The 23,392-nt window shown below is 30.5% G+C and carries 35 protein-coding genes; 34 read left to right on the top strand and 1 reads right to left on the bottom strand.

Translation table 11 applies throughout. The annotated features are described in order from the left end of the window. The first annotated feature begins 96 nt into the window (after nt 1-96). From nudE to trpS, 5 genes are all read left to right on the top strand, one after another. Complete coding sequence (gene nudE, locus CRV11_RS02570; RefSeq protein ID WP_136131777.1) at nt 97-663, top strand: ADP compounds hydrolase NudE; 567 nt, start codon at nt 97-99, stop codon at nt 661-663. Nucleotides 664-1,109: 446 nt separating this feature from the next. Then, nucleotides 1,110-1,652: a shikimate kinase AroK gene (gene aroK, locus CRV11_RS02575; protein ID WP_136131778.1), complete on the top strand. Its 543-nt coding sequence runs from the start codon at nt 1,110-1,112 to the stop codon at nt 1,650-1,652. Between the two features lie 36 nt (nt 1,653-1,688). After that, nucleotides 1,689-2,765 (top strand): 3-dehydroquinate synthase, encoded by a 1,077-nt coding sequence (gene aroB, locus CRV11_RS02580; protein ID WP_136131779.1) that lies wholly within the window; start codon nt 1,689-1,691, stop codon nt 2,763-2,765. Nucleotides 2,766-3,076: 311 nt separating this feature from the next. After that, the gene (gene rpe / locus CRV11_RS02585) at nt 3,077-3,745 is read left to right on the top strand and encodes a ribulose-phosphate 3-epimerase (protein ID WP_136131780.1); all 669 of its coding nucleotides are present in this window, start codon (nt 3,077-3,079) and stop codon (nt 3,743-3,745) included. 158 nt (nt 3,746-3,903) lie between these two features. Next, a complete protein-coding gene (gene trpS / locus CRV11_RS02590) occupies nt 3,904-4,899 on the top strand; it encodes a tryptophan--tRNA ligase (protein ID WP_136131781.1) in 996 nt (331 codons plus the stop codon). A 178-nt stretch (nt 4,900-5,077) separates the two neighbouring features. On the opposite strand, the gene crp is transcribed toward trpS, so the two are convergent. After that, a complete protein-coding gene (crp, locus tag CRV11_RS02595; RefSeq protein WP_136131782.1) occupies nt 5,078-5,710 on the bottom strand; it encodes a cAMP-activated global transcriptional regulator CRP in 633 nt (210 codons plus the stop codon). Between the two features lie 1,222 nt (nt 5,711-6,932). Between crp and tusD the strand changes: the two genes are divergently transcribed. The 29 genes from tusD to secY all read left to right on the top strand — a co-directional run bounded on the left by tusD (nt 6,933) and on the right by secY (nt 23,366). After that, nucleotides 6,933-7,319 (top strand): sulfurtransferase complex subunit TusD, encoded by a 387-nt coding sequence (tusD, locus tag CRV11_RS02600; RefSeq protein ID WP_136131783.1) that lies wholly within the window; start codon nt 6,933-6,935, stop codon nt 7,317-7,319. Then, nucleotides 7,319-7,678, top strand: coding sequence for a sulfurtransferase complex subunit TusC (gene tusC / locus CRV11_RS02605; RefSeq protein ID WP_136131784.1), 360 nt, complete (start codon nt 7,319-7,321; stop codon nt 7,676-7,678). Before tusD ends, tusC begins: the two co-directional genes overlap by 1 nt. Nucleotides 7,679-7,692: 14 nt before the next feature. Then, complete coding sequence (gene tusB, locus CRV11_RS02610) at nt 7,693-7,986, top strand: sulfurtransferase complex subunit TusB (protein WP_136131785.1); 294 nt, start codon at nt 7,693-7,695, stop codon at nt 7,984-7,986. Between the two features lie 109 nt (nt 7,987-8,095). Continuing rightward, nucleotides 8,096-8,470, top strand: a complete 375-nt coding sequence (rpsL, locus tag CRV11_RS02615) for a 30S ribosomal protein S12 (RefSeq protein ID WP_136131786.1) — start codon at nt 8,096-8,098, stop codon at nt 8,468-8,470. A 78-nt stretch (nt 8,471-8,548) separates the two neighbouring features. Further along, the gene (gene rpsG, locus CRV11_RS02620) at nt 8,549-9,019 is read left to right on the top strand and encodes a 30S ribosomal protein S7 (protein WP_136131787.1); all 471 of its coding nucleotides are present in this window, start codon (nt 8,549-8,551) and stop codon (nt 9,017-9,019) included. A gap of 88 nt (nt 9,020-9,107) precedes the next feature. Beyond that, the gene (gene fusA, locus CRV11_RS02625; protein WP_136131788.1) at nt 9,108-11,216 is read left to right on the top strand and encodes an elongation factor G; all 2,109 of its coding nucleotides are present in this window, start codon (nt 9,108-9,110) and stop codon (nt 11,214-11,216) included. 75 nt (nt 11,217-11,291) lie between these two features. After that, on the top strand, nt 11,292-12,476 hold the full coding sequence (gene tuf, locus CRV11_RS02630; RefSeq protein WP_136131789.1) for an elongation factor Tu: 1,185 nt from the start codon (nt 11,292-11,294) through the stop codon (nt 12,474-12,476). Nucleotides 12,477-12,809: 333 nt separating this feature from the next. Further along, complete coding sequence (gene rpsJ / locus CRV11_RS02635; RefSeq protein WP_136131790.1) at nt 12,810-13,121, top strand: 30S ribosomal protein S10; 312 nt, start codon at nt 12,810-12,812, stop codon at nt 13,119-13,121. A gap of 27 nt (nt 13,122-13,148) precedes the next feature. After that, entirely contained in the window at nt 13,149-13,778 is a 630-nt protein-coding gene (rplC, locus tag CRV11_RS02640; RefSeq protein WP_136131791.1) for a 50S ribosomal protein L3, read from the top strand. Nucleotides 13,779-13,788: 10 nt separating this feature from the next. Beyond that, nucleotides 13,789-14,394 (top strand): 50S ribosomal protein L4, encoded by a 606-nt coding sequence (gene rplD / locus CRV11_RS02645; protein ID WP_136131792.1) that lies wholly within the window; start codon nt 13,789-13,791, stop codon nt 14,392-14,394. Continuing rightward, nucleotides 14,391-14,693: a 50S ribosomal protein L23 gene (gene rplW / locus CRV11_RS02650; protein ID WP_136131793.1), complete on the top strand. Its 303-nt coding sequence runs from the start codon at nt 14,391-14,393 to the stop codon at nt 14,691-14,693. The genes rplD and rplW overlap by 4 nt, the downstream gene beginning before the upstream one ends. Nucleotides 14,694-14,709: 16 nt before the next feature. Then, on the top strand, nt 14,710-15,531 hold the full coding sequence (rplB, locus tag CRV11_RS02655) for a 50S ribosomal protein L2 (protein WP_136131794.1): 822 nt from the start codon (nt 14,710-14,712) through the stop codon (nt 15,529-15,531). Nucleotides 15,532-15,553: 22 nt separating this feature from the next. Continuing rightward, on the top strand, nt 15,554-15,835 hold the full coding sequence (gene rpsS / locus CRV11_RS02660; RefSeq protein WP_136131795.1) for a 30S ribosomal protein S19: 282 nt from the start codon (nt 15,554-15,556) through the stop codon (nt 15,833-15,835). Nucleotides 15,836-15,844: 9 nt separating this feature from the next. After that, the gene (gene rplV, locus CRV11_RS02665) at nt 15,845-16,177 is read left to right on the top strand and encodes a 50S ribosomal protein L22 (RefSeq protein WP_136131796.1); all 333 of its coding nucleotides are present in this window, start codon (nt 15,845-15,847) and stop codon (nt 16,175-16,177) included. Between the two features lie 20 nt (nt 16,178-16,197). Next, entirely contained in the window at nt 16,198-16,902 is a 705-nt protein-coding gene (gene rpsC, locus CRV11_RS02670; RefSeq protein WP_136131797.1) for a 30S ribosomal protein S3, read from the top strand. Between the two features lie 11 nt (nt 16,903-16,913). Further along, the gene (rplP, locus tag CRV11_RS02675; RefSeq protein ID WP_136131798.1) at nt 16,914-17,327 is read left to right on the top strand and encodes a 50S ribosomal protein L16; all 414 of its coding nucleotides are present in this window, start codon (nt 16,914-16,916) and stop codon (nt 17,325-17,327) included. Beyond that, complete coding sequence (gene rpmC, locus CRV11_RS02680) at nt 17,327-17,518, top strand: 50S ribosomal protein L29 (RefSeq protein ID WP_136131799.1); 192 nt, start codon at nt 17,327-17,329, stop codon at nt 17,516-17,518. Before rplP ends, rpmC begins: the two co-directional genes overlap by 1 nt. Beyond that, entirely contained in the window at nt 17,518-17,772 is a 255-nt protein-coding gene (gene rpsQ, locus CRV11_RS02685) for a 30S ribosomal protein S17 (RefSeq protein WP_136131800.1), read from the top strand. Before rpmC ends, rpsQ begins: the two co-directional genes overlap by 1 nt. Before the next feature lie 174 nt (nt 17,773-17,946). Beyond that, a complete protein-coding gene (gene rplN, locus CRV11_RS02690) occupies nt 17,947-18,318 on the top strand; it encodes a 50S ribosomal protein L14 (RefSeq protein WP_136131801.1) in 372 nt (123 codons plus the stop codon). 12 nt (nt 18,319-18,330) lie between these two features. Next, on the top strand, nt 18,331-18,645 hold the full coding sequence (gene rplX / locus CRV11_RS02695; RefSeq protein ID WP_136131822.1) for a 50S ribosomal protein L24: 315 nt from the start codon (nt 18,331-18,333) through the stop codon (nt 18,643-18,645). Nucleotides 18,646-18,660: 15 nt separating this feature from the next. Further along, nucleotides 18,661-19,200, top strand: a complete 540-nt coding sequence (gene rplE / locus CRV11_RS02700; protein ID WP_136131802.1) for a 50S ribosomal protein L5 — start codon at nt 18,661-18,663, stop codon at nt 19,198-19,200. A 25-nt stretch (nt 19,201-19,225) separates the two neighbouring features. After that, on the top strand, nt 19,226-19,531 hold the full coding sequence (gene rpsN, locus CRV11_RS02705) for a 30S ribosomal protein S14 (RefSeq protein ID WP_136131803.1): 306 nt from the start codon (nt 19,226-19,228) through the stop codon (nt 19,529-19,531). A gap of 32 nt (nt 19,532-19,563) precedes the next feature. Continuing rightward, the gene (rpsH, locus tag CRV11_RS02710; RefSeq protein ID WP_136131804.1) at nt 19,564-19,956 is read left to right on the top strand and encodes a 30S ribosomal protein S8; all 393 of its coding nucleotides are present in this window, start codon (nt 19,564-19,566) and stop codon (nt 19,954-19,956) included. 13 nt (nt 19,957-19,969) lie between these two features. Further along, a complete protein-coding gene (gene rplF / locus CRV11_RS02715; protein ID WP_136131805.1) occupies nt 19,970-20,503 on the top strand; it encodes a 50S ribosomal protein L6 in 534 nt (177 codons plus the stop codon). A gap of 9 nt (nt 20,504-20,512) precedes the next feature. Then, nucleotides 20,513-20,869: a 50S ribosomal protein L18 gene (rplR, locus tag CRV11_RS02720; protein WP_136131806.1), complete on the top strand. Its 357-nt coding sequence runs from the start codon at nt 20,513-20,515 to the stop codon at nt 20,867-20,869. A 12-nt stretch (nt 20,870-20,881) separates the two neighbouring features. After that, nucleotides 20,882-21,409 (top strand): 30S ribosomal protein S5, encoded by a 528-nt coding sequence (rpsE, locus tag CRV11_RS02725; RefSeq protein WP_136131807.1) that lies wholly within the window; start codon nt 20,882-20,884, stop codon nt 21,407-21,409. Further along, a complete protein-coding gene (rpmD, locus tag CRV11_RS02730) occupies nt 21,409-21,588 on the top strand; it encodes a 50S ribosomal protein L30 (protein ID WP_136131808.1) in 180 nt (59 codons plus the stop codon). Before rpsE ends, rpmD begins: the two co-directional genes overlap by 1 nt. A 7-nt stretch (nt 21,589-21,595) precedes the next feature. Next, complete coding sequence (gene rplO / locus CRV11_RS02735; protein ID WP_136131823.1) at nt 21,596-22,030, top strand: 50S ribosomal protein L15; 435 nt, start codon at nt 21,596-21,598, stop codon at nt 22,028-22,030. 7 nt (nt 22,031-22,037) lie between these two features. Continuing rightward, on the top strand, nt 22,038-23,366 hold the full coding sequence (secY, locus tag CRV11_RS02740) for a preprotein translocase subunit SecY (protein WP_136131809.1): 1,329 nt from the start codon (nt 22,038-22,040) through the stop codon (nt 23,364-23,366). Nucleotides 23,367-23,392: the final 26 nt, after the last annotated feature.

Raw genomic sequence — 23,392 nt, forward strand, 5'->3', positions numbered from 1 at the left:
TATGTGATATTACCAATTTAGGAGTATTATACTTTAAAAGTACTATTATAATATTAGTAAGAATAAGTTTATTTGATTAAATCATAAATGGCAATCATGAAAAAACAAAATAAAAAGCCTGAAATTATTGATGTAAAAAAGGTAGGAACGTCTAGATTATTTAACATTGAATCAGTAGAGTTAATTTTTCATAACGGTGAATATCGAGTTTATGAACGTATTAAATCAACTAATCTTGAAACGGTAATCATTGTACCTATAATTAATGGCAATTTGGTATTAATTCAAGAATATGCTGTAGGGATAGAAAATTATACTATTGGTTTTCCTAAAGGTCTAATTAATTTTGGTGAATCAACCACAGAAGCAGCAGATCGCGAGCTTAAAGAAGAAACAGGATATGGTTCTACTGAATTAGAATTTATCGGCAAGTTTAATATTGCTCCTTCTTATCTTTGCAGTATTAATAATATTTTTTTAGCAGAAGGCCTTTATGAAAAAAAATTACAGGGAGATGAACCTGAATCGCTAATTATATATAAATGGCCTTTAAATAAAATGATGGATTTACTAAAAGAACCAAGTTTTTGTGAAGCTCGTAATATTAGTGCTCTATTTCTTGCACGAGAATGTTTATTAAAAAAAACAAAATTTAACTGTTAATATTTAAATCCTGTAATTGTTAATAATTTATAATTAAATCATAATAATTAATATATTAAATACAAATTAAATAATGATGAAGATATTTTATAAATAATCTTTTATAAGAAATATTTTTATTGATATAGATATCTTTTTCTTATTATAGAAGAAATAAAATATAACTGTTTTAGGTAAAATAATTAAATTTTATTTAAGATTAAAAAATTTTATTGCATAAATAATGTTATGAATATAATATCATAACATATGATGATTAATAACTTAACAATCTTAATGAAATTAATATCATTTTATTAGATAACTTGAATTGTTTATCAGTTTGTGTTTGGTTCTATTATAATAAGTAACATGGGTTTTAATACTCAAGATATTTCAGTTCTTTTATCTGGCCAGCTTAAAGCGATTGCTGGATATCATTAACAAACATTATTAATACCAAAAACATGGCAGAGAAACGTAATATCTTTCTAGTTGGTCCTATGGGTGCTGGAAAAAGTACTATTGGCCGTCATTTAGCTCAACAGCTAAAAATGGATTTTTTTGATTCAGATCAAGAAATTGAACAGCGCACAGGAGCAGATATAAGCTGGGTTTTCGATGTTGAAGGAGAAGAAGGTTTTCGCGAACGAGAAGAAAAAATTATCAACGAACTAACTGCAAAACAAGGTATTGTACTTGCAACAGGCGGAGGTTCAGTAAAATCACAACATACTCGAAACTGCCTTTCCGCTCGAGGAATTGTAGTTTATTTAGAAACAACTGTAGAAAAACAATTATCCCGTACAAAAAGGGATAAAAAAAGACCTTTATTGCAATTGCAAGTTAATTTATCACCCATCAAGATACTCAAAACTTTAGCTAAAGAACGTAATCCCTTATACAGAGAAATAGCTGATATTACAATTAGCACTGATAATCAGAGTACTAAAATTGTAGCAAATCAGATCATGCATATGTTGGGGAAAACAAACAATTTAAGATCTTAAGTAAAAAATATAATAAAATTATAGGTAATAACTTCTATGGAAAAAGTTACTATTTCATTAGGAAGTAGAAGTTACACAATCGTTATATCCTCGGGATTATGTAATGATATTTCTTTTTGGCCTTTAATATCTGGTGATCGAGTTATGATAGTCACTAATGAAACTTTATCGTCCATGTATTTAGGTAAAATTCTAACATTAATGAAAAAATCAAAAATAAAAGTTGATTATGTCATTTTACCTGATGGAGAAAAGTATAAAAATATTAAAACAGTTGATCGAATAATTGGCTCTTTGCTTCAAAAGTCACATGGTCGTGATACGATATTGATTGCTTTTGGAGGAGGTGTGATAGGAGATATTACTGGTTTTGCCGCAGCTATCTATCAACGAGGAATCCGTTTTATTCAAATACCGACAAGTTTACTTGCACAAGTAGATTCATCAGTAGGTGGTAAAACAGGTGTTAATCACATTTTAGGCAAAAATATGATTGGTGCATTCTATCAACCCACATCAGTAATTGTTGACACTGATTTTTTATGTTCTTTACCTGCTCGTGAATTCAGTTCAGGATTAGCAGAAATTATTAAATATGGTATAGCTCTAGACAGTTCATTTTTTCAATGGATTGAACAAAATCTTGATTTATTAATGGTTTTAGAAAAGCATGCTCTTGTTTATTGTATACGAAAATGTTGTGAATTAAAGGCAAGTTTAGTTTCTAATGATGAACATGATATAGGGTACAGATCATTATTAAACCTTGGTCATACTTTTGGTCATGCCATTGAAGCTTTTATGGGTTATGGAAAATGGCTCCATGGGGAAGCTATATCGGTTGGTATAGTGATGGCTGTACGTATTGCTGAACGTTTTGTACAATTTAAATCAGAGCATAGTAATAGAATTATCAATTTATTACAACGGGCTAACTTACCAATACAAGGTCCTACAGAAATGACAGCTAACAATTATCTAAGTTATATGATTCGTGATAAAAAAACAGTATCAAATCAACTAAGATTAGTAATTCCATTATCTATTGGTGTTTCGGAAATACGCGATAATATACCTAATCAGTTAATAATAGATGCAATTAGTGAGTGTTAAATTAAAAATTAATGTTAAACCATATATTTATTTGTTAAACAAGTATATCCTGCTGATACTGATTATATATAAGATTTGTTTTTAGCAACAAGAAAATTTTCTATTAATTAAATAATTATATATTATTTAGATAAAACATATGATTATTTAATAATACTAAAGTGATATAAAACATTGTAATTCATTGTTTGTTTAAATAATAAATCTTTGTTATATAATAATAAAATTTTTTATATTCTTATATAAAATATGCATTATGAATAATGCTTATATTTTAGTATAATATACATCTAATAAATCAGGTAATTTAGATGAAAAAATATTTGTTAGCTCCTTCAATACTTTCAGCCAATTTTGCTGTTTTAGGTGAAGATATTAATAATGCATTACGTTCAGGAGGAGATGTAATTCATTTTGATGTTATGGATAACCATTACGTTCCTAATCTTACTATAGGACCAATGGTTTTAGAATCTTTGCGCACTTATGGTATTAAAGCACCGATTGATGTACATCTTATGATTAAACCAGTAGATTCATTAATACCTGATTTTGCAAAAGCAGGTTCTAATTATATTACATTTCACCCAGAAGCAAGTAAGCATGTTGATCGTTCAATACAAATAATAAAAGAATATGGTTGTAAAGCTGGTCTAGTATTCAATACTACAACGTCTCTAAATTATCTTGATTATTTAATGGATAAATTAGATATAATAGTATTAATGTCGGTAAACCCAGGTTTTAGCAATCAAATTTTTATCCCAAGTACATTAGAAAAAATACGTAAAGTACGTAAAATTATTGATGAAAGTGGATATAATATCATGCTTGAAGTTGATGGAGGGATAAAAATGGATAATATTGGTAAAATAGCTGCATGTGGAGCAAATATGTTTGTTGTAGGATCTGCTATTTTTAATAGTAATAATTATAAAAAAGTTATTGACTATATGCGTAAAGAAATAGAAACAAAATAATTTAATATTTTGTTCTTTTTAACATTCATTTTAATATATTATTCATAATAAATATACTAAACATAATTATTTATTAAATAATATAAAACAAATAAATTTTATATATTTTAACTCTTTAACAATAAAATTTTGTTATCCTAAATAATTAGGATGTAATCATGAAAAAATTTGTAGTTTTTAGCGGTGCTCAACCATCTGGAGAATTAACCATAGGTAATTATTTAGGTGCTATTCGTCAATGGGTTAAAATACAAGATGATTTTGAATGTATATATTGCATTGTAGATCTACATACCTTAACTGCACATCCAAACGCTGAAATATTAAATAAATCTATTTTAGATACATTAGCTCTTTATTTAGCATGCGGTATTGATCCCAATAAAAGCATTGTTTTTGTTCAGTCACATGTAGTTGAACATGCTCAACTTAATTGGATTTTAAGTTGTTTTTGTTATTTTGGTGAACTGGCTCGTATGACACAATTCAAAAACAAATTAATGCATAAAGATAATATAAATTTGGGAATATTTAATTATCCAGTATTAATGGCATCTGATATTTTATTATATCAAACAAATCAAGTTCCTGTAGGTGCAGATCAAAAACAACATATAGAATTAAGTCGTCATATTGCTAAACGTTTTAACGATACTTATGGTGATATTTTTAAAATTCCAGATACAATGATTCCACAATCTTGTAAGCGAATTATGTCTCTGATAGAAACGAATAAAAAAATGTCTAAATCAGACATTAATCGTAATAATGTTATAGGTTTATTAGACAATTTTAATTTTATCACGAAAAAAATTAAACACGCTATTACTGATTCTGATAATCCCCCTGTAATTCGATATGATTTGCAAGGAAAAGCTGGTATTTCTAATCTACTTGATATCTTGTCAGGATTAACTGGTAAAGATATTGCTAGATTAGAAGAAGAATTTAAAGGGAAAATGTATAGTCATTTAAAATCTGAAGTTTCAAATGAAATTTTTTTAATGTTATCAAGCATTCAAGAACGTTATTATCATTATCGCAATGATATACCATTACTTAAACAAATAATGAATCAAGGAGCTAAGCAAGCAAAAATAAGAGCAAAAAAAACAATAAATAAAGTTTATAAAGCATTGGGGTTGTGGTGTTAGTATAATAATTTTACATATTGAAAATATTAATATTATTTATGGTGTTTTATAATTATATATAAAAAATATAAAGATTTTTCTTAAAAATAAATTAATACATTAATAATAATTATCATTAAATTTTAAATTTGAAATGGTAATAACGGCATAATCTTACTTATCTATGCCGTTATGTTAATTATCTAGAACCGTAAACTACTATTGTTTTGCCATGAGCAGAAATTAATTTTTTATCTTCTAATACTTTTAAAATACGTCCTACTGTTTCACGTGAACAGCCAACTATTTGCCCTATTTCTTGTCTAGTAATTTTAATTTGCATTCCTTCTGGATGTGTCATTGCATCTGGTTGTTTAGTCAAATGGAATAATGTTTTAGAGATACGAGCTGTTACATCCAAAAATGCAAGGTCACCAACTTTTTCTGAAGTTACTTGCAAACGACATGCCATTTGTGATGACACTCTAATTAAGATATTTGGATTTAATTGAATTAATTGACGAAATTTTGTATAAGAAATTTCTGCCACTTCACATGCAATTTTTGCGCGTACCCAAGCGCTACGTGCCTTATCTTTTTCAAACAGTCCTAATTCACCAATAAAATCACCTTGATTCAAATAAGAAAGGATCATTTCTTTTCCTTCAGTATCTTTTATTAATACTGAAACGGATCCCTTAACAATATAATAAAGAGTATCAGATTTTTCTCCTTGGTAAATCAGTGTACTTTTAGATGGATACTTATGAATATGGCAATGAGACAGAAACCATTCAAGTATAGATTCTATTGGTGGTTTGCCGAAAACCATTCGATATTATCCTCTGTTTTAATCATGCCCAAAAAAAATATGGGTAATAATATTTCGCCTATTATATTAGACTATGCAGATGTTAGTTATTTTCTTATTAAAAGCAAAACAATCCTTAATAAACTTCAAATAATAAAATGCTTAGGATTTTATATTTTTTTATTTTTATCATATAATATAAATATATTATTAATTACTATTTTTAGAAAACATTCTGATTAATTTATGCTAAATAATTATATAGTATTAGTATCATTCAATGATTTCAATCAATACCATGATTTCAATCTCTTTATAATTTAAATATATGATATTCATTAATATATTTTCTTATATATTGATAATGTTTAGATTTCTATATGATTTAATTAAATAATTAATATCGAATAAAATATCACAATTTAGATATTATTATAGTAACTTTATAAATAAACAGCATAAAAATAATTTTTAAATTTTTATGAATTTATGTATAATCGTTAAGAAATATAATATTACCATTTAGATTATATTTTAAGATTTATATGATAAATATTTTCTATAATATTTATTTAGCATTAATAATTTATTTTATTATTGATATAATATAACTAGATTTATATGTCTATAAGTTGTTTTTTATATTATCTATGTAAATTCTAGAACAGGATTTTTATCTAAAAATCATTGAAAATATTTTTTAATTTTAGTAAAATTATGTTTTAATTTATGGTAGCATACATTTTACATGTTTATATTTTTTGTTAACCATCTTGAATAAAATTGATTTATTGAATATTTATTAGAAATAAATTATTGACAAATACATTACAAATATAATAAAGAGATGCTTTTGTTAATAATTGCAATTGCAATATTTAATAATATTTCGTTATTCTTACGTTAGTACGTTTTTAATGTTGTTATTTTTAATATGAACATATAATATACATTAGGAAAGATAATATGTGAGATACAGCCTAATTTGTTAGTTAGTTAAAAAGTAAAATTTTAAGTATCACATTTTAACAATGTAATTTCACGTTGCTTTAAAAGCAATTTTTAATATTAATTACTAATTATATCAATTATCAAAATTAAATAAAATAATTATTTAAAAATAAATGTCAATAATGGTAATTTGTCTTCCTATTTATTAAACTTAAATATTAATAAAAAATTATCTAATGGTGTTGTTTCAAGCATTTTATTTAAATGAAATATAATAAGGTATTTGTTCTAAATGAATTACAGTTTGTTAGTAACCGGACCACCATTTGGAAGTCAAAATGCAACTAGTGCTTTATTGTTTTCTTATGCACTTCTAAAAGAAGGACATAAGTTGAGTAGTATTTTTTTTTATAGAGAGGGTGTATTAAATGCTAATCTGTTTATTATCATTCCTAAAAATGAATTTAATTTATTAAAAGCATGGCAAGATCTTAATAAGAAAGAAGGTGTTTTGTTAAAAATATGTATTTCATCTGCTTTTTATCGTGGCATATTAAATGCACAAGAAGCTGAACATCGATATTGTTTCTTAGGTAATCTTCAACTTGGTTTTAATTTTAGTAGTTTAAGGTCACTAGCAGCAGATATTGTAAAAAGTGATAGAGTGGTACAATTTTAGTGAAAAGTATAGCTTTTGTATTTTCGCATATGCCTTATGGTAGCAGTTCAGGTTTAGAAGGATTAAATGCTGCTCTAGCAATTGGTGAATCAAACAAAAATTTAGGAATTTTTTTTATCGGAGACGGTGTATTGCAATTAAATTCTACTCAAAACCCTGAATTAATTTTTAATCGACACTATTATCCTACTTTTTATATTTTGAAATTATATGGTATAAAAAAATACTATCTAAGTTTAGATTCATTGATAGAACGTGGTTTATCGGTCAAGGAATTTTATGGATTAGGAGTTAAGATAGTTAATTCTAAAACATTAACCCGAGAACTGATAAGTTATGACCATATACTCACCTTTTAAAAATAACAATACATATGTTGCATACTTTAATTAATTCTCCTTTTTATAGCGATATGAATACATTGCTATTAATTTTAGATATTGGAGATGACATTATTTTACTTCAAGATGGGGTAATAGCTGCGTTAAAAGGGAATTTGGCTATAGAAAAAATATTAAATACTAACAAATCTATTCGGATATATGTTTTAGAAGAAGATTTAATAGCAAGAGGATTAATTAAACAAATTTCCACTAAAGTATATTTAGTAAACTATAATGGTTTTGTTAAGTTAACAGAAAAGCATAAGCAACAAATGATGTGGTAAAGTCACCATAGGTATTTAATTTATTTTACTATATTAAACTTTTATCGTTAAGAAATCTAATCAAATAATGTAGTTTAAAAATAAGCAAGTAAATCCAGGAGTAATATTAATGGTAACAATTAATCAGCTGGTTCGTAAGCCACGTAGCCGTAGAATTACGAAAACTAATGTGCCAGCACTGGAGGCATGTCCACAAAAAAGAGGTGTATGCACTAGAGTCTATACAACTACACCAAAAAAACCAAATTCTGCTCTTCGTAAAGTTTGTAGAGTAAAATTAACTAATAACTTTGAAGTGACTTCTTATATAGGAGGAGAAGGACATAACCTTCAAGAACATTCAGTAGTCCTTATTCGAGGAGGTAGAGTAAAAGACTTGCCAGGTGTTCGTTATCACACTATTCGTGGAGCTTTAGATTGTGCAGGTGTTAAAAATCGTAAACAAGGACGTTCTAAATATGGTATGAAAAAACCAAAATCTTAATATTGAATCATTTTATAATGAATAATATTACTTAATATTAATATCAAATTAAAATCACAAATACAACGGAGTATTTTTATGCCACGTCGCCGTATTATAAGTCAGCGTAAAATTTTACCCGACCCTAGATTTAAATCTGAATTATTAGGTAAGTTCATAAACATTTTAATGATAGATGGTAAGAAATCCATTTCCGAATCAATAGTATATTCTACTCTTGAAATATTATCCAAAAAATTTAATAAAAGCGAAGTAGAAACTTTTGAAATGGCCATTGAAAATGTACGTCCAATAATTGAAGTAAAATCTCGTCGAGTAGGGGGCTCTACATATCAAGTTCCTGTAGAGGTGCGTCCAATTAGAAGAAATGCTTTAGCAATGCGCTGGATAGTAATTGCTGCTCGAAAAAGATCAGAAAAATCCATGATTTTTAAATTAACAAATGAACTTTCAGATGCTATAGAAAATAAAGGCAGCGCTGTTAAAAAGCGCGAAGAAGTACATCGTACAGCAGAAGCAAATAAAGCTTTTGCTCATTACCGTTGGTAATCAAAATATTTAATTTGGTCATAATAGTAAATTTAAAAAATTTGCTTGTTTAAAGTCACTTTGACAGTATTAGAATTAGAGGATTTAAATGGCTCGTACAACACCTATTACACATTATCGCAATATCGGTATTAGTGCTCATATTGATGCTGGTAAAACAACGACTACTGAACGTATTCTATTTTATACAGGAGTTAATCATAAAATAGGAGAAGTACATGATGGAGCAGCTACTATGGACTGGATGGCCCAAGAACAAGAAAGAGGAATCACTATTACTTCTGCTGCTACCACTACATTTTGGTCTGGTATGGCTAGTCAATTTGATCCTCATCGTATCAATATTATTGACACTCCTGGACATGTTGATTTCACCATAGAAGTAGAACGTTCTATGCGAATTCTTGACGGAGTAGTAATGGTTTACTGTGCGGTTGGTGGAGTTCAACCTCAATCAGAAACTGTGTGGCGGCAAGCAAATAAATACAAGGTTCCTCGTATAGCATTTATCAATAAAATGGATCGTATGGGAGCTAATTTTTTAAATGTTGTAGAACAACTAAAAACACGTCTAGGAGCTAATCCTGTTCCTATACATTTAGCGATTGGTGCTGAGGAAGAATTTAAAGGTGTTATTGATTTAATTAAAATGAAAGCTATTTACTGGAACGAATATGATCAAGGTCTGACGTTTGAATATAAAGATATTCCAATTAATATGTTAAATATAGTAAAGGAATGGCGTCAAAATTTAATTGATGCAGCAGTAGAATCATCTGATCAATTAATGGAAAAATATTTTAGTGGTGATTTTATCACCGAAAAAGAAATTAAAAATTCTCTACGCCACAGAGTGTTAAAAAATGAAATAATTCTTGTTACTTGCGGTTCTGCATTTAAAAACAAAGGCGTGCAGTCTATGTTAGATGCAGTTATAGAATATTTGCCTGCACCAACAGATATTCCAGCAGTTAACGGTTTATTAGATATTAATCATAATAATATAGTTATGCGACAAGCTAGTGATAAAGAACCATTTGCTGCATTAGCATTTAAAATTGCGAATGATCCATTTGTAGGTAATTTAACATTTTTTCGAGTTTATTCAGGAGTAGTTTGCTCAGGTGATGCTGTATTAAATTCTGCTAAATCTAATAGAGAACGTTTTGGTCGTATTGTTCAAATGCATGCTAATAAAAGAGAAGAAATTAAAGAAGTACGAGCAGGAGATATAGCTGCAGCTATAGGGTTAAAAGATGTCATGACTGGTGATACTTTATGTGATCCTAGTGCCCCAATAATTCTTGAGCGTATAAATTTTCCTGAACCAGTTATATCTATCGCATTAGAGCCAAAAACTAAAGTAGATCAAGAAAAAATGAGTGTAGCTTTAAATAGGTTAGCTAAAGAAGATCCTTCTTTTCGTGTATGGATTGATGAAGAATCTAATCAAACTATTGTAGCTGGTATGGGTGAATTGCATCTTGATATCATTGTGGATCGTATGAGACGAGAATTTAATATTGAAGCTAATGTAGGAAAACCCCAAGTAGCTTATAGAGAAACAATTCGTGAAAAAATTACAGATATTGAAGGTAAATATATAAAACAGTCTGGTGGTCGTGGTCAATATGGTCATGTAGTGATAGATTTATACCCTTTAAAAACCAAAAACAAAGAATACGAATTTATTAATGATATTAAGAGTGGTATCATACCTAATGAATACATACCAGCAGTTGATAAAGGCATTCAAGAACAGTTAAAAGCAGGACCATTAGCTGGTTATCCAGTAGTTGACTTAGGTGTTCGTTTACACTTTGGTTCTTATCATGATGTAGATTCTTCAGAACTGGCTTTCAAATTAGCCGCATCTTTAGCATTTAAAGATGGATTTAAAAAAGCTAAGCCTGTTTTACTTGAGCCAATCATGAAAGTTGAAGTCGAGGCACCAGAAGAAAATACAGGAGATGTTATTGGAGATTTAAGTAGTCGTCGTGGTATTTTGAGAGGTCAAGAATCAAATTCAATGGGTGTCGTTATTTATTCTGAAGTACCTTTGTCTGAAATGTTTGGTTACGCTACTCAATTACGTTCGTTGACTAAAGGTCGTGCTTCTTACTCAATGGAGTTTTTAAGATATGATGAAGCACCCAATAATATCGCTCAGGCTATTATTGAAGCTCGTGGTAAATAAAAAGCTACGTTTACATTTACATACAATATTTTTCATTTATATATGGAAAAATATTATATATTAGGAAATCTAGTCATGGCAAAAGAGCAATTTCAACGAAATAAATTGCATATAAATGTAGGTACTATAGGTCATGTTGATCATGGGAAGACTACGTTAACTTCAGCAATCACAACTGTTTTATCAAAAAAATATGGTGGACAAGCTCGTGCGTTTGATCAAATTGACAATGCACCAGAAGAAAAAGCTAGAGGTATTACAATCAATACTTCGCATGTTGAATATGAAACTGCAATTCGTCACTATGCACATGTTGACTGTCCTGGTCATGCTGATTACGTGAAAAATATGATTACTGGTGCTGCACAAATGGATGGAGCAATTTTAGTTGTTGCAGCAACAGATGGTCCAATGCCCCAAACTCGTGAACATATTTTATTAGGTCGTCAAGTAGGCGTTCCTTATATAATTGTATTTCTAAATAAATGTGATTTAGTTGATGATGAAGAACTGCTAGAATTAGTTGAAATGGAAGTTCGTGACTTACTATCACAATATGATTTTCCAGGAGATAGCACTCCTATTATTCGTGGTTCTGCTTTAAAAGCATTAGAAGGAGAACCAGAATGGGAATCAAAAATCATGGAATTAGCAGACTATTTAGATAGTTATATTCCAGAACCTATACGTGCAATTGATATGCCTTTTTTATTACCCATTGAAGATGTTTTTTCAATATCTGGTAGAGGTACAGTTGTAACAGGTCGTGTTGAAAAAGGTAGTATAAAAGTTGGAGATGAAGTAGAAATCATAGGAATAAAACCAACTGTAAAATCAACATGTACAGGAGTTGAAATGTTCCGGAAATTACTAGACAAAGGACAAGCTGGTGAAAACTGTGGAATTTTATTAAGAGGTATAAAAAGAGAAGATATTCAACGAGGTCAAGTATTAGCTAAACCTAATTCAATAAAACCTCATACTAAATTTGAAGCAGAAGTTTATGTTTTATCTAAAGAAGAAGGAGGACGTCACACTCCATTTTTTAAAGGTTATCGACCACAATTTTATTTTCGGACTACTGATGTTACAGGATCGATAGATCTTCCTGAGGGAGTTGAAATGGTGATGCCAGGTGATAATGTTAAAATGTCTGTAAATTTGATTCATCCTATTGCAATGGATGAAGGTTTACGTTTTGCTATTCGTGAAGGTGGTAAAACAGTAGGTGCAGGTGTGGTTGCTAAAGTTATCAACTAATTATTAAGTGGCCGTTAATACGGCCGCTATCTATTATAATATTATTATTTTAACTATTATTTCAAATAATAATCTTTTTACAAGTATTGGAACATATAATTTGATATATAAATATAGTCAGAAAGTAAAATATAATATATATTGATTATTTAAGAAATATGCGTATAATACCATAGGATTGGTTTTATTATTTTGAATTAATAATTGGTAATACTAATATTATCCTAAGCTCCTTTGAGTTTTTTAAGGAGTAAGGAGTAATGTATTGGACGATTACAATCTTAAAGATTAGTAATTGATTTTGGTCTTATAAAAATTTGGGAGCTCTGGTCCATGCAGAACCAAAGAATCCGCATACGTCTTAAAGCATTTGATCACCGTTTAATAGATAGATCAACTGCAGAAATAGTCGAAACTGCTAAGCGCACGGGTGCGCAGGTTCGTGGTCCAATCCCATTGCCAACCCGAAAAGAGCGCTTTACTGTTATGATTTCTCCACATGTTAACAAAGATGCTCGTGATCAGTATGAAATTCGTACACATCAACGTTTAGTAGATATTGTTGAACCAACTGAAAAAACTGTCGACGCTCTTATGCGTCTAGACCTAGCTGCGGGTGTTGACGTACAGATCAGTTTAGGTTGATCTGTTAAATAAGAGAGGTTGTATTTAATGATTGGATTAGTTGGTAGAAAAATAGGAATGACTCGTATTTTTACTAAGGAAAACGTTTCTATTCCTGTTACTGTGATAGAAATTGAAGACAATCACATTATTCAAATTAAGAATCTTGTTAGTGAAGGTTACCAAGCAATTCAAGTCACTACAGGCCAGAAAAAAATAAGTCGTGTGACTAAAGCTCAAGCTGGTCATTTTAAGAAAGCTATGGTTGGAATTGGTCGTGGTTTATGGGAATTACGTGTAGATAACAGTGAAATATATTCTTTAGGTCAAAAAATTAGCATAAATTATTTTTGTAATATTAAAAAAGTTGATATCACAGGAATATCTAAAGGTAAAGGTTTTGCTGGAACAGTTAAAAGATGGAATTTTAGAACTCAAGACGCTTCTCATGGTAATTCGTTATCTCATCGTGTTCCTGGTTCTATTGGTCAAAATCAAACACCTGGGAAGGTATTTAAGGGTAAAAAAATGGCTGGTCAGTTGGGTAAAGAGCGTGTAACTGTGCAGAGTTTACATGTAGTTACTGTTGATACTAAGCGCAATTTATTATTAGTTAAAGGTGGCGTTCCAGGTGCTATTGGTAGTGATCTAATTGTTAAACAAGCTATTAAAAGTTAGGAGAGTAGCTATGGAATTGATATTACAAGACAAAAAAAGTAATATAACTGTTTCTGAAGCTACTTTTGGTTGTTTTTTTAATGAAGCGCTAATTCATCAAGTAGTAGTTGCGTATGCATCAGGTGCTAGGCAAGGAACCAAAGCACAAAAAAATAGATCTGAGGTAAGTGGTTCTGGGAAAAAACCTTGGCGTCAGAAAGGAACAGGACGTGCTCGGGCTGGTTCTTTGCGCAGCCCAATTTGGCGTTCCGGTGGTGTAACTTTTGCAGCTAAACCTCGCAATTATAGTCAGAAAGTTAATAAAAAAATGTATAGAGGTGCATTAAAAAGTATTTTTTCTGAAATGATACGTCAAAATAGACTACTAATTTTTGAGAGTTTTAGTGTGGAATTACCGAAAACCAAACTACTGTTAGAAAAATTAAAAAACTTACCATCCAGAACTGTTCTTATAGTTACTAGTGTATTAGATAAGAATTTATTTTTATCATCTCGTAACTTATATAAAGTTAATGTTAAGACTGTCGTAAATGTTGATCCAATTAGTTTAATTATTTCTGACAAAGTTATTATAACAGCTGATGCAATAAAACAAATTGAAGGTATGCTAGAATGATTTCCAAAGAAAAAATTTTTAGGCTAATACGTAAACTTCATTCTTCTGAAAAAACATCTTATTTAGTTGGTAAAACTAATACGATAGTACTTAAAGTGGCTAAGAATGCTAATAAAAGAGAAATTTTTTCAGCTGTTGAAAAAATATTTGAAGTAAAAGTTAAGAATATTAATACATTGATTGTTAAAGGCAAAATAAAAAAAAGACAAAAACACAAAAGTTATCGAGAAAATTGGAAAAAAGCTTATATTACTTTAAAAGAAGGCCAAAATTTGGATTTTGTTAGCGGTTCTGAATAAAGGAAGTAGAATAATAATGGCAGTTATAAAATGTAAGCCAACATCTCCGGGTCGTAGGCATATGGTGAAGGTAGTGGATTTCAACCTTCATAAAGGAAAACCATATTCGCTTTTATTGGAAAAAAACAATAAATCAGGAGGACGTAATAATAACGGTCGGATTACTACACGTCATATTGGTGGTGGTCATAAAAAAAAATATCGTTTAGTAGATTTTAAAAGAAATAAAGACGATATCGTTGCATCAGTTGAACGTTTAGAATATGATCCAAATCGTTCTGCAAATATTGCTTTAATTTTATATAAAGATGGAGAGCGTCGTTATATTTTAGCTGCCAAGGGTTTAAAAATTGGTGATAAAATAAAATCTGGTGCTAATGTTTCAATTAAATTAGGTAATACTCTTCCAATACAAAATATTCCAGTAGGTTCTGTTATTCATAACGTTGAAATGAAACCAGGAAAAGGTGGTCAAATTGCTCGTTCTGCTGGATCATATGCACAAATAATTTCAAGAGAAGGTTCTTATGTTACTGTACGCTTGCGTTCAGGAGAAACACGTAAAGTTGAATCTAATTGTCGTGCAACTTTGGGGGAAGTTGGTAATACTCAGCATATGCTACAAGTTTTAGGGAAAGCAGGTGCATCTCGATGGAGAGGTGTTCGTCCTACTGTTCGTGGAACTGCAATGAATCCTGTAGATCATCCTCATGGAGGAGGAGAAGGTCGTAATTTTGGGAAACATCCTGTTACACCATGGGGTATTCAAACTAAAGGTAAAAAAACCCGAAATAATAAACGTACAGATAAATTTATCATACGTAGACGTAATAAATAAAATTATAAGAGGATACACTTATATGCCACGTTCTCTTAAAAAGGGTCCTTTCATAGACTTGCATTTACTTAATAAAGTAGAGAAAGCAGTTAAAAATGGTGATAAAAGACCCTTACGTACTTGGTCACGTCGTTCAACAATTTTTCCTAAGATGATTGGTTTAACAATTGCTATTCATAATGGTCGTCAACATATTCCTGTGTTTATTTCAGATGAAATGGTAGGACATAAATTAGGTGAATTCGCTCCTACGCGTACTTATCGTGGTCATACATCTGATAAGAAAGTAAAAAAAACAAAGTAAGGAAAAAAAGTGGAAAGTATTGCTAGATATCATCGTGCTCATTCTTCTGCTCAAAAAGTAAGATTAGTAGTAAATTTGATTAGAGGTAAAAAAGTATCAGAAGCTTTAAATATTTTATTATATAGTAATAAAAAAGCATCTGTAATAGTTAGAAAAGTATTAGAATCTGCTATTGCAAATGCTGAGCATAATGATGGATCTGATATTGATGAACTAAAAATCAATAAAATTTTAGTTGATGAAGGACCTACTATGAAAAGAATGAGATTAAGAGCTAAAGGCCGATCAGATCGAATTATGAAGCGTACTAGCCATATCACTATAGTTGTATCTAATCGCTGAAATTGTGGAGAAGATGAGTAATGGGTCAAAAAGTACATCCAAATGGGATGAGATTGGGTATTGTAAAACCATGGAATTCTACTTGGTTTGCAAATACAAAGGAATTTGCAAACAATTTAGAAAATGATTATAAAGTACGTCAATTTCTTACAAAAAAACTATCCAAAGCATCCATATCTCGTATAGTAATTGAACGACCAGCAAAAAGTATACGAGTTACTATACATACAGCTCGACCAGGTATAGTTATTGGTAAAAAAGGCGAAGATGTCGAAAAACTCAGGATAGTGATAGCCAATATATCAGGTGTTCCAACACAAGTTAATATATCTGAAGTAAGTAAACCCGAATTAGATGCAAAGTTAGTTGCTATCAGTATTACTACGCAACTAGAACGTCGTGTTATGTTTCGACGAGTTATGAAAAGAGCTGTTCAAAATGCAATTCGTTTAGGTGCTAAAGGTATTAAAGTAGAAATAAGTGGTAGATTAGGAGGATCAGAAATCGCTAGGACTGAATGGTATAGAGAGGGATGTGTGCCTTTACATACATTACGAGCTAATATTGATTATAATATCTCTGAAGCTTATACTACTTATGGTGTTATTGGTGTAAAAGTATGGATTTTTAAAGGGGAAATCTTGGGAAACTTAAATTCTATTACTGAGCAAAATACAGAGCAAACGAATCAACCTAAAAAACAGCAGCGTAAAAGCCGTAAGTAAGGAGAATCGCTGTGTTACAACCAAAACGTACAAAGTTTCGCAAACTACAAAAAGGCAGAAATCGCGGATTAGCTGCAGGAACTAAAATTAGCTTCGGGATGTTTGGTTTGAAAGCAGTTGAAAGAGGACGTTTAACTGCAAGACAAATTGAAGCAGCTCGTCGTGCTATGACTCGAGCTGTTAAACGTCAAGGCAAAGTATGGATTCGCATATTTCCAGATAAACCGATTACGGAAAAACCTTTAGAAGTAAGAATGGGAAAAGGTAAGGGAAACGTAGAATATTGGGTTGCTATGATCCAACCAGGAAAAATTCTTTATGAAATAGATAGTAATGTAAACGAAGAATTAGCACGTGGAGCATTTAAATTAGCAGCTGCAAAGCTACCTATTAAAACTACTTTTGTAACTAAAGCGATAATATAATGAAAGCAACAAAGTTGCGCATAAAAAATATTAAAGAGTTAAATACCGAATTACTTGGTCTATTACGCGAAGAGTTTAATTTGCGTATGCAAGCAGCATCTGGACAGTTACAGCAGACCAATTTGCTAAAGAAAGTGCGTAGAGATATCGCAAGGGTTAAGACTTTAATGACTGAAAAGGCTTATTTGTAATGACTAGTAAAATTCGTACTATACAAGGCAGAGTTGTAAGCAATAAGATGCAAAAATCTGCAGTTGTTGCTATAGAACGCCTTATAAAGCACAATGTATACGGTAAATTTATTAAACGCACAACTAAACTACATATACATGACGAAAACAATGTATGTGAAGTTAATGATCTTGTGGAAATTCATGAATGCCGTCCATTATCAAAAACCAAATCATGGATTTTAATCCGTATAATAGAAAAAGCTATTCCTTAAAACTTATTCTATATTTAATAGAGTAGAGTATGGATGAACGGCTCAACAAGAGTCGTTCGTCGTTTTTTTAATAATTAATTAACGAAATAAAATCTTTAAAAGATAATATTATTTATAATAAAAGAACAGTTGTAATCTTTGGTAAGATATTTATTTATAGTGGAGCATTATACAATGATCCAGGAACAGACTATTTTGAGCGTTGCTGATAATTCTGGTGCTCGTAGCGTAATGTGTATTAAAGTTTTAGGAGGTTCACGACGTCGTTATGCAAAAATTGGTGATATAATAAAAATTACTATTAAAGAAGCTATTCCTCGCGGAAAAGTTAAGAAAGGTGAAGTATTGAAAGCGGTAGTTGTACGTAGCAGAAAAGGTGTTCGCCGTTCTGATGGATCAGTAATTCGTTTTGATAGTAATGCTTGTGTCATTTTAAATAACAGTAGTGAACAACCAATTGGTACACGTATTTTTGGACCAGTAACTCATGAACTTCGTACTGAAAAATTTATGAAAATTATTTCCTTAGCACCTGAAGTGCTTTAGTTGAGGTTGATTATGGCAGCTAAAATTCGTCGTAATGACGAAGTGATTGTTCTCACCGGTAGGGAAAAGGGTAAAAGAGGTAAAGTTAAAAGGATTTTAACTTCGGGCAAAGTTATTATAGATGGTATTAATTTAGTTAAGAAACACCAAAAGCCTGTTTCATCACTTAATAAGGCAGGTAGTATTATTGAACAAGAAAGTGCCATGCAGATTTCTAATATTGCACTTTTTAATGTTACTACTGGTAAAGCAGATAGAGTAGGTTTTAGATTTCAAGATGGTAAAAAAATACGTTTTTTTAAGTCCAATAATGAGGTTATTAAGTAAATTGGAGTACAACAGATGTCAAAACTGCATGATTATTATAACAATGAAGTAGTCAAAAAACTAGTAGCAAAATTCGGCTACAATTCTGTCATGCAAGTACCCCAAATAAAAAAAATTACTTTAAACATGGGTATTGGTAAAGCAGTTGCGGATAGAAAATTTTTAGATAGTGCATTATCTGATTTAGAATTAATTTCTGGCCAAAAGCCATTAATTACTAAAGTTAGAAAATCTGTAGCAGGATTCAAAATTCGTCAAGGGTATGCTATAGGATGTAAAGTAACACTACGTGGTGAAAGAATGTGGGAATTCTTTGAGAAGCTAATTGTTATTGTTATACCCCGAATTCGTGATTTTCGTGGCTTGTCTGTTAAATCATTTGATGGCTTTGGGAACTACAACATGGGTATACGTGAACAAATTATATTTCCTGAAATTAGCTATGACAAAATTAATCATATTAGTGGTTTAGATATAGCTATTAGTACAACTGCTCAATCTGATAGTGAAGGTATGGCTCTACTGTGTGCCTTTAATTTCCCGTTTCGTAAATAATTAAAATGGGGGTAATCTAAATTACATGTCTAAACAATCAATCCAAGTACGTGAGATTAAACGCAAAAAATTAGCAGAAAAATTATCTACAAAACGTAATAAACTCAAATCACTGATTTCTGATATTAAAAGTTCAGATAAAGTTCGTTGGGATGCTATTTTAAAATTACAGAGTTTACCTCGTGATTCTAGTCCTTCTCGACAACGTAATCGTTGTCGTCAAACAGGTAGACCTAGAGGGTTTATAAGAAAATTTGGTTTAAGCCGCATAAAAGTTAGGGAAGCAGCAATGCGTGGTGATATTCCTGGACTTAAAAAGGCCAGTTGGTAATCATCATGACTAAAATTTAGAGGATATAATTAATGAGTATGCAAGATCCTATAGCAGATATGTTAACTAGAATACGTAATGGTCAATCCTCTCGTAAAATAACTATTGATATGTCTTATTCTAAGTTGAAATTAGCAATTTCTAAAGTTTTAAAAGAAGAAGGATACATTAAAGATTATAAAGTTGTTAAAGATAGTAAGATTGCATTAGAAATTTCTCTAAAATATTTTAAAGGCAAACCAGTATTAGAGAAAATTGACAGAGTCAGTAAACCAAGTCTACGTATTTATAGAAAAAAAAATGACCTTCCAAAAGTAATGGATGGTATGGGAATAGCTGTTATTTCTACATCTAAAGGTGTTATGACTGATGATATGGCTCGTCATATGGGATTAGGTGGCGAAATTATCTGCTATATAGCATAATTGGAGGATTTTGATGTCTCGTATTGCTAAAAAACCTATTATTATCCCATCAGATGTAAAAGTAACATTAGATGATGGGTTAATTTCAATACAAGGTAAGAATGGAGTGTTAAGTCGTATTGTAAATAGAGCTGTTGAAATAAAATATATCGATAATACCTTGACATTTAATCCTTATAAAAGTTTTATTGATGGGTGGGCACAGGCTGGTACATTTAGGTCAATAATTAATGCAATGATTATTGGAGTTAATCAAGGTTTTATCAAAAAACTTCAATTGGTTGGTATAGGTTATCGAGCATCAGTTAAAGATAATATAATAAATTTATCTTTAGGATTTTCTCATTCTATTAATCATTTTCTACCCTTAGGGGTTATTGCAGAATGTCCAATTCAAACTGAAATTGTCTTAAAAAGTGCTGATAAGCAATTAATAGGTCAAGTAGCTGCTGATTTACGTTCTTATCGTCCTCCAGAACCTTATAAAGGCAAAGGTATTTGTTATCTTGATGAGCAAGTTCGTATAAAAGAAGCTAAAAAGAAGTAAGGTAATATTATGAACAATAAAAAATCTGCTCGTGTTCGTCGTGGTAATAATACACGATATAAGATTAAGGAGTTAGGCTGTACTCGCTTACTTGTACATCGTACTCCTCGTCATATTTATGCTCAAGTAACTAATTCAAAAGGTTCTGAAGTTTTGGTTTGTGCATCTACTTTAGAAAAAATTATTAGCAAACAAATAAAATATACTGGCAATAAAGCAGCTGCTGTTATTGTAGGAAAAATTATAGCAGAACGTGCAATAAAAAAAGGTATTACCAGTATTTCTTTCGACCGATCTGGATTTCAATATCATGGTCGCATCCAAGCTTTAGCAAATTCTGCTCGAAAAGCAGGACTTAAGTTTTAGTAGGTATTTAAAATGGCAAATATCGAAAAACCAATAGGTGATTTACAAGAAAAATTAGTAGCGGTTAATCGTGTATCTAAAACCGTTAAGGGTGGACGTATCTTCTCTTTTACTGCATTGACAGTAGTAGGTGATGGAAATGGAAGAGTAGGTTTTGGATATGGGAAAGCTCGGGAAGTTCCAGCAGCGATACAAAAAGCAATGGAAAAAGCTCGTCGCAACATGATTAGTATTATATTAAATAATGGAACTTTACAGCACTCTGTAAAAGGTATCCATACTGGATCCAAAATATTTATGAAACCAGCTTCTAAAGGGACTGGTATTATAGCAGGAGGTGCAATGAGAGCTGTACTTGAAGTTGCCGGAGTTCATAATGTTCTAGCTAAAACTTATGGTTCTACTAACCCTATTAATGTAGTTCGCGCTACTATAGAAGGTCTAAACAGTATGCGCTCTCCTGAAATGATTGCTGCTAAATTAGGCAAAAATTCTATAAATCATCATATTTATAGAAAAAATAACGGAGTAATATCTTAATGACAAAAATTATTAAAATAACCCAAATAAGGAGTTCTATTGGTCGATTGCCTAGACATAGGAATACTCTTATTAGCTTAGGTTTGCGCCATATCGGTCATACTGTTACACGTAAAGATAATCCATCTATACGTGGTATGATTCATACAATTTCATACATGGTTAAAGTAAATGATTAATAATAATTTGCGCTTAAATACCATATCTTATGCCGTAGGGTCTAGACATACTAAGAAACGTTTAGGAAGAGGAATAAGTTCTGGTTCTGGTAAAACCTGCGGAAGAGGTCATAAAGGACAAAAATCTCGTTCAGGAGGAAAGATTAATAGGGGGTTTGAAGGCGGACAGATGCCAATTTACCGTCGTCTTCCGAAATTTGGTTTTGTTTCTAGAAAGCAATTTGTTCATAAAGAAATTAGCCTTTTTGATTTAATGAAAGTTAAGGATAATATTATAAATTTAAACAAATTAAAAGTTTTTAATATTATTAATAATAATATTAAATCTGTAAAGATAATTTGTTCAGGTAGTATCTCTGTTCCAAAAAACATTAGTGGCTTAAATGTTACTAAAGGTGCACGCAAAGCTATTGAAGCTGTGGGTGGTAAAGTTGAGGATTAAGCATTAAATGATAAAACAATTGGGATTAGATTTTAAAAATACCAAAGATAGTTTCGATCAATTAAAATTTAGATTGTTGTTTTTATTAACTAGTTTATTGGTATTTAGAATCGGTTCTTTTATTACAATTCCTGGAATTGATCAAACCATATTTAAAAAAATATTAGAACATCAACATGGCACAATCATTGAAATGTTCAATATGTTTTCTGGAGGATCTCTTAGCAGAGCTTCTATCTTCGCATTGGGCATTATGCCATATGTTTCAGCATCAATTGTAATTCAACTATTAACTACATTGCACCCCTCATTATCAGAAATAAAAAAAGAGGGAGAAGCTGGCCGTCGTAAAATTAATAAATACACGCGTTATTGTACCTTAATTTTAGCTATAATACAATCAGTGGGTATAGCTATTAATTTACCAAATATGTTAGGTATGCATAGTTTGTTATTTAAACCTGGTATGTCTTTTTATTTTTCGGCTATTTTGAGCTTAGTAACTGGTACTGTTTTTCTAATGTGGTTAGGTGAACAAATTACTGAACGAGGTATTGGTAATGGTACTTCCATCATTATTTTTGCAGGTATAATAGCAGGGTTACCACCAGCGATAGGCCATACTATAGAACAAGCTAAACATGGCGACTTAAATCTTTTTTCACTAATATTAATTATAGTACTTATATTTATAGTAACATATTTTGTTATTTTTATTGAGCGCGGTCAACGTCGCATATTAGCAAATTATGCAAAACGTCAACAAGGTCGTCGTATGTATGCGGTACAATGTACACATTTGCCGTTGAAAGTAAATATGGCAGGTGTCATCCCAGCTATTTTTGCTTCTAGTATAATCTTATTTCCTGCAACTATGGCAGCTTGGTTCGGAAATAACAATTGGAAATGGTTAAATACATTTTCTTTATATTTACAACCGGGTAATCCACTTTATATATTAATATATTCTAGTGCAATTATTTTCTTTTGTTTTTTTTATACAGCACTTGTTTTTAATCCCAGAGAAACCGCAGATAATCTAAAAAAATCTGGAGCTTTTATACCAGGTATTAGACCAGGAGAACAAACGGCAAAATATATTAATAAAGTAATGACTCGGTTGACTTTAGTTGGTGCTTTTTATATGACTTTCATTTGTTTGATTCCTGAATTCATGCGTGGCTTCATGAATGTACCTTTTTATTTTGGCGGGACTTCATTGCTGATTGTAGTTGTAGTTATTATGGATTTTATATCTCAATTACAGACATTAGTAATGTCGAATCAATATGATCTTGCATTGAAAAAAGCCAATTTTAAGGGATTTAATAAATAATTTTAGAGTATTACGTATATTACAAA

This window comes from Candidatus Pantoea edessiphila (assembly GCF_002933335.1).
GTDB lineage: Bacteria > Pseudomonadota > Gammaproteobacteria > Enterobacterales > Enterobacteriaceae > Pantoea_C.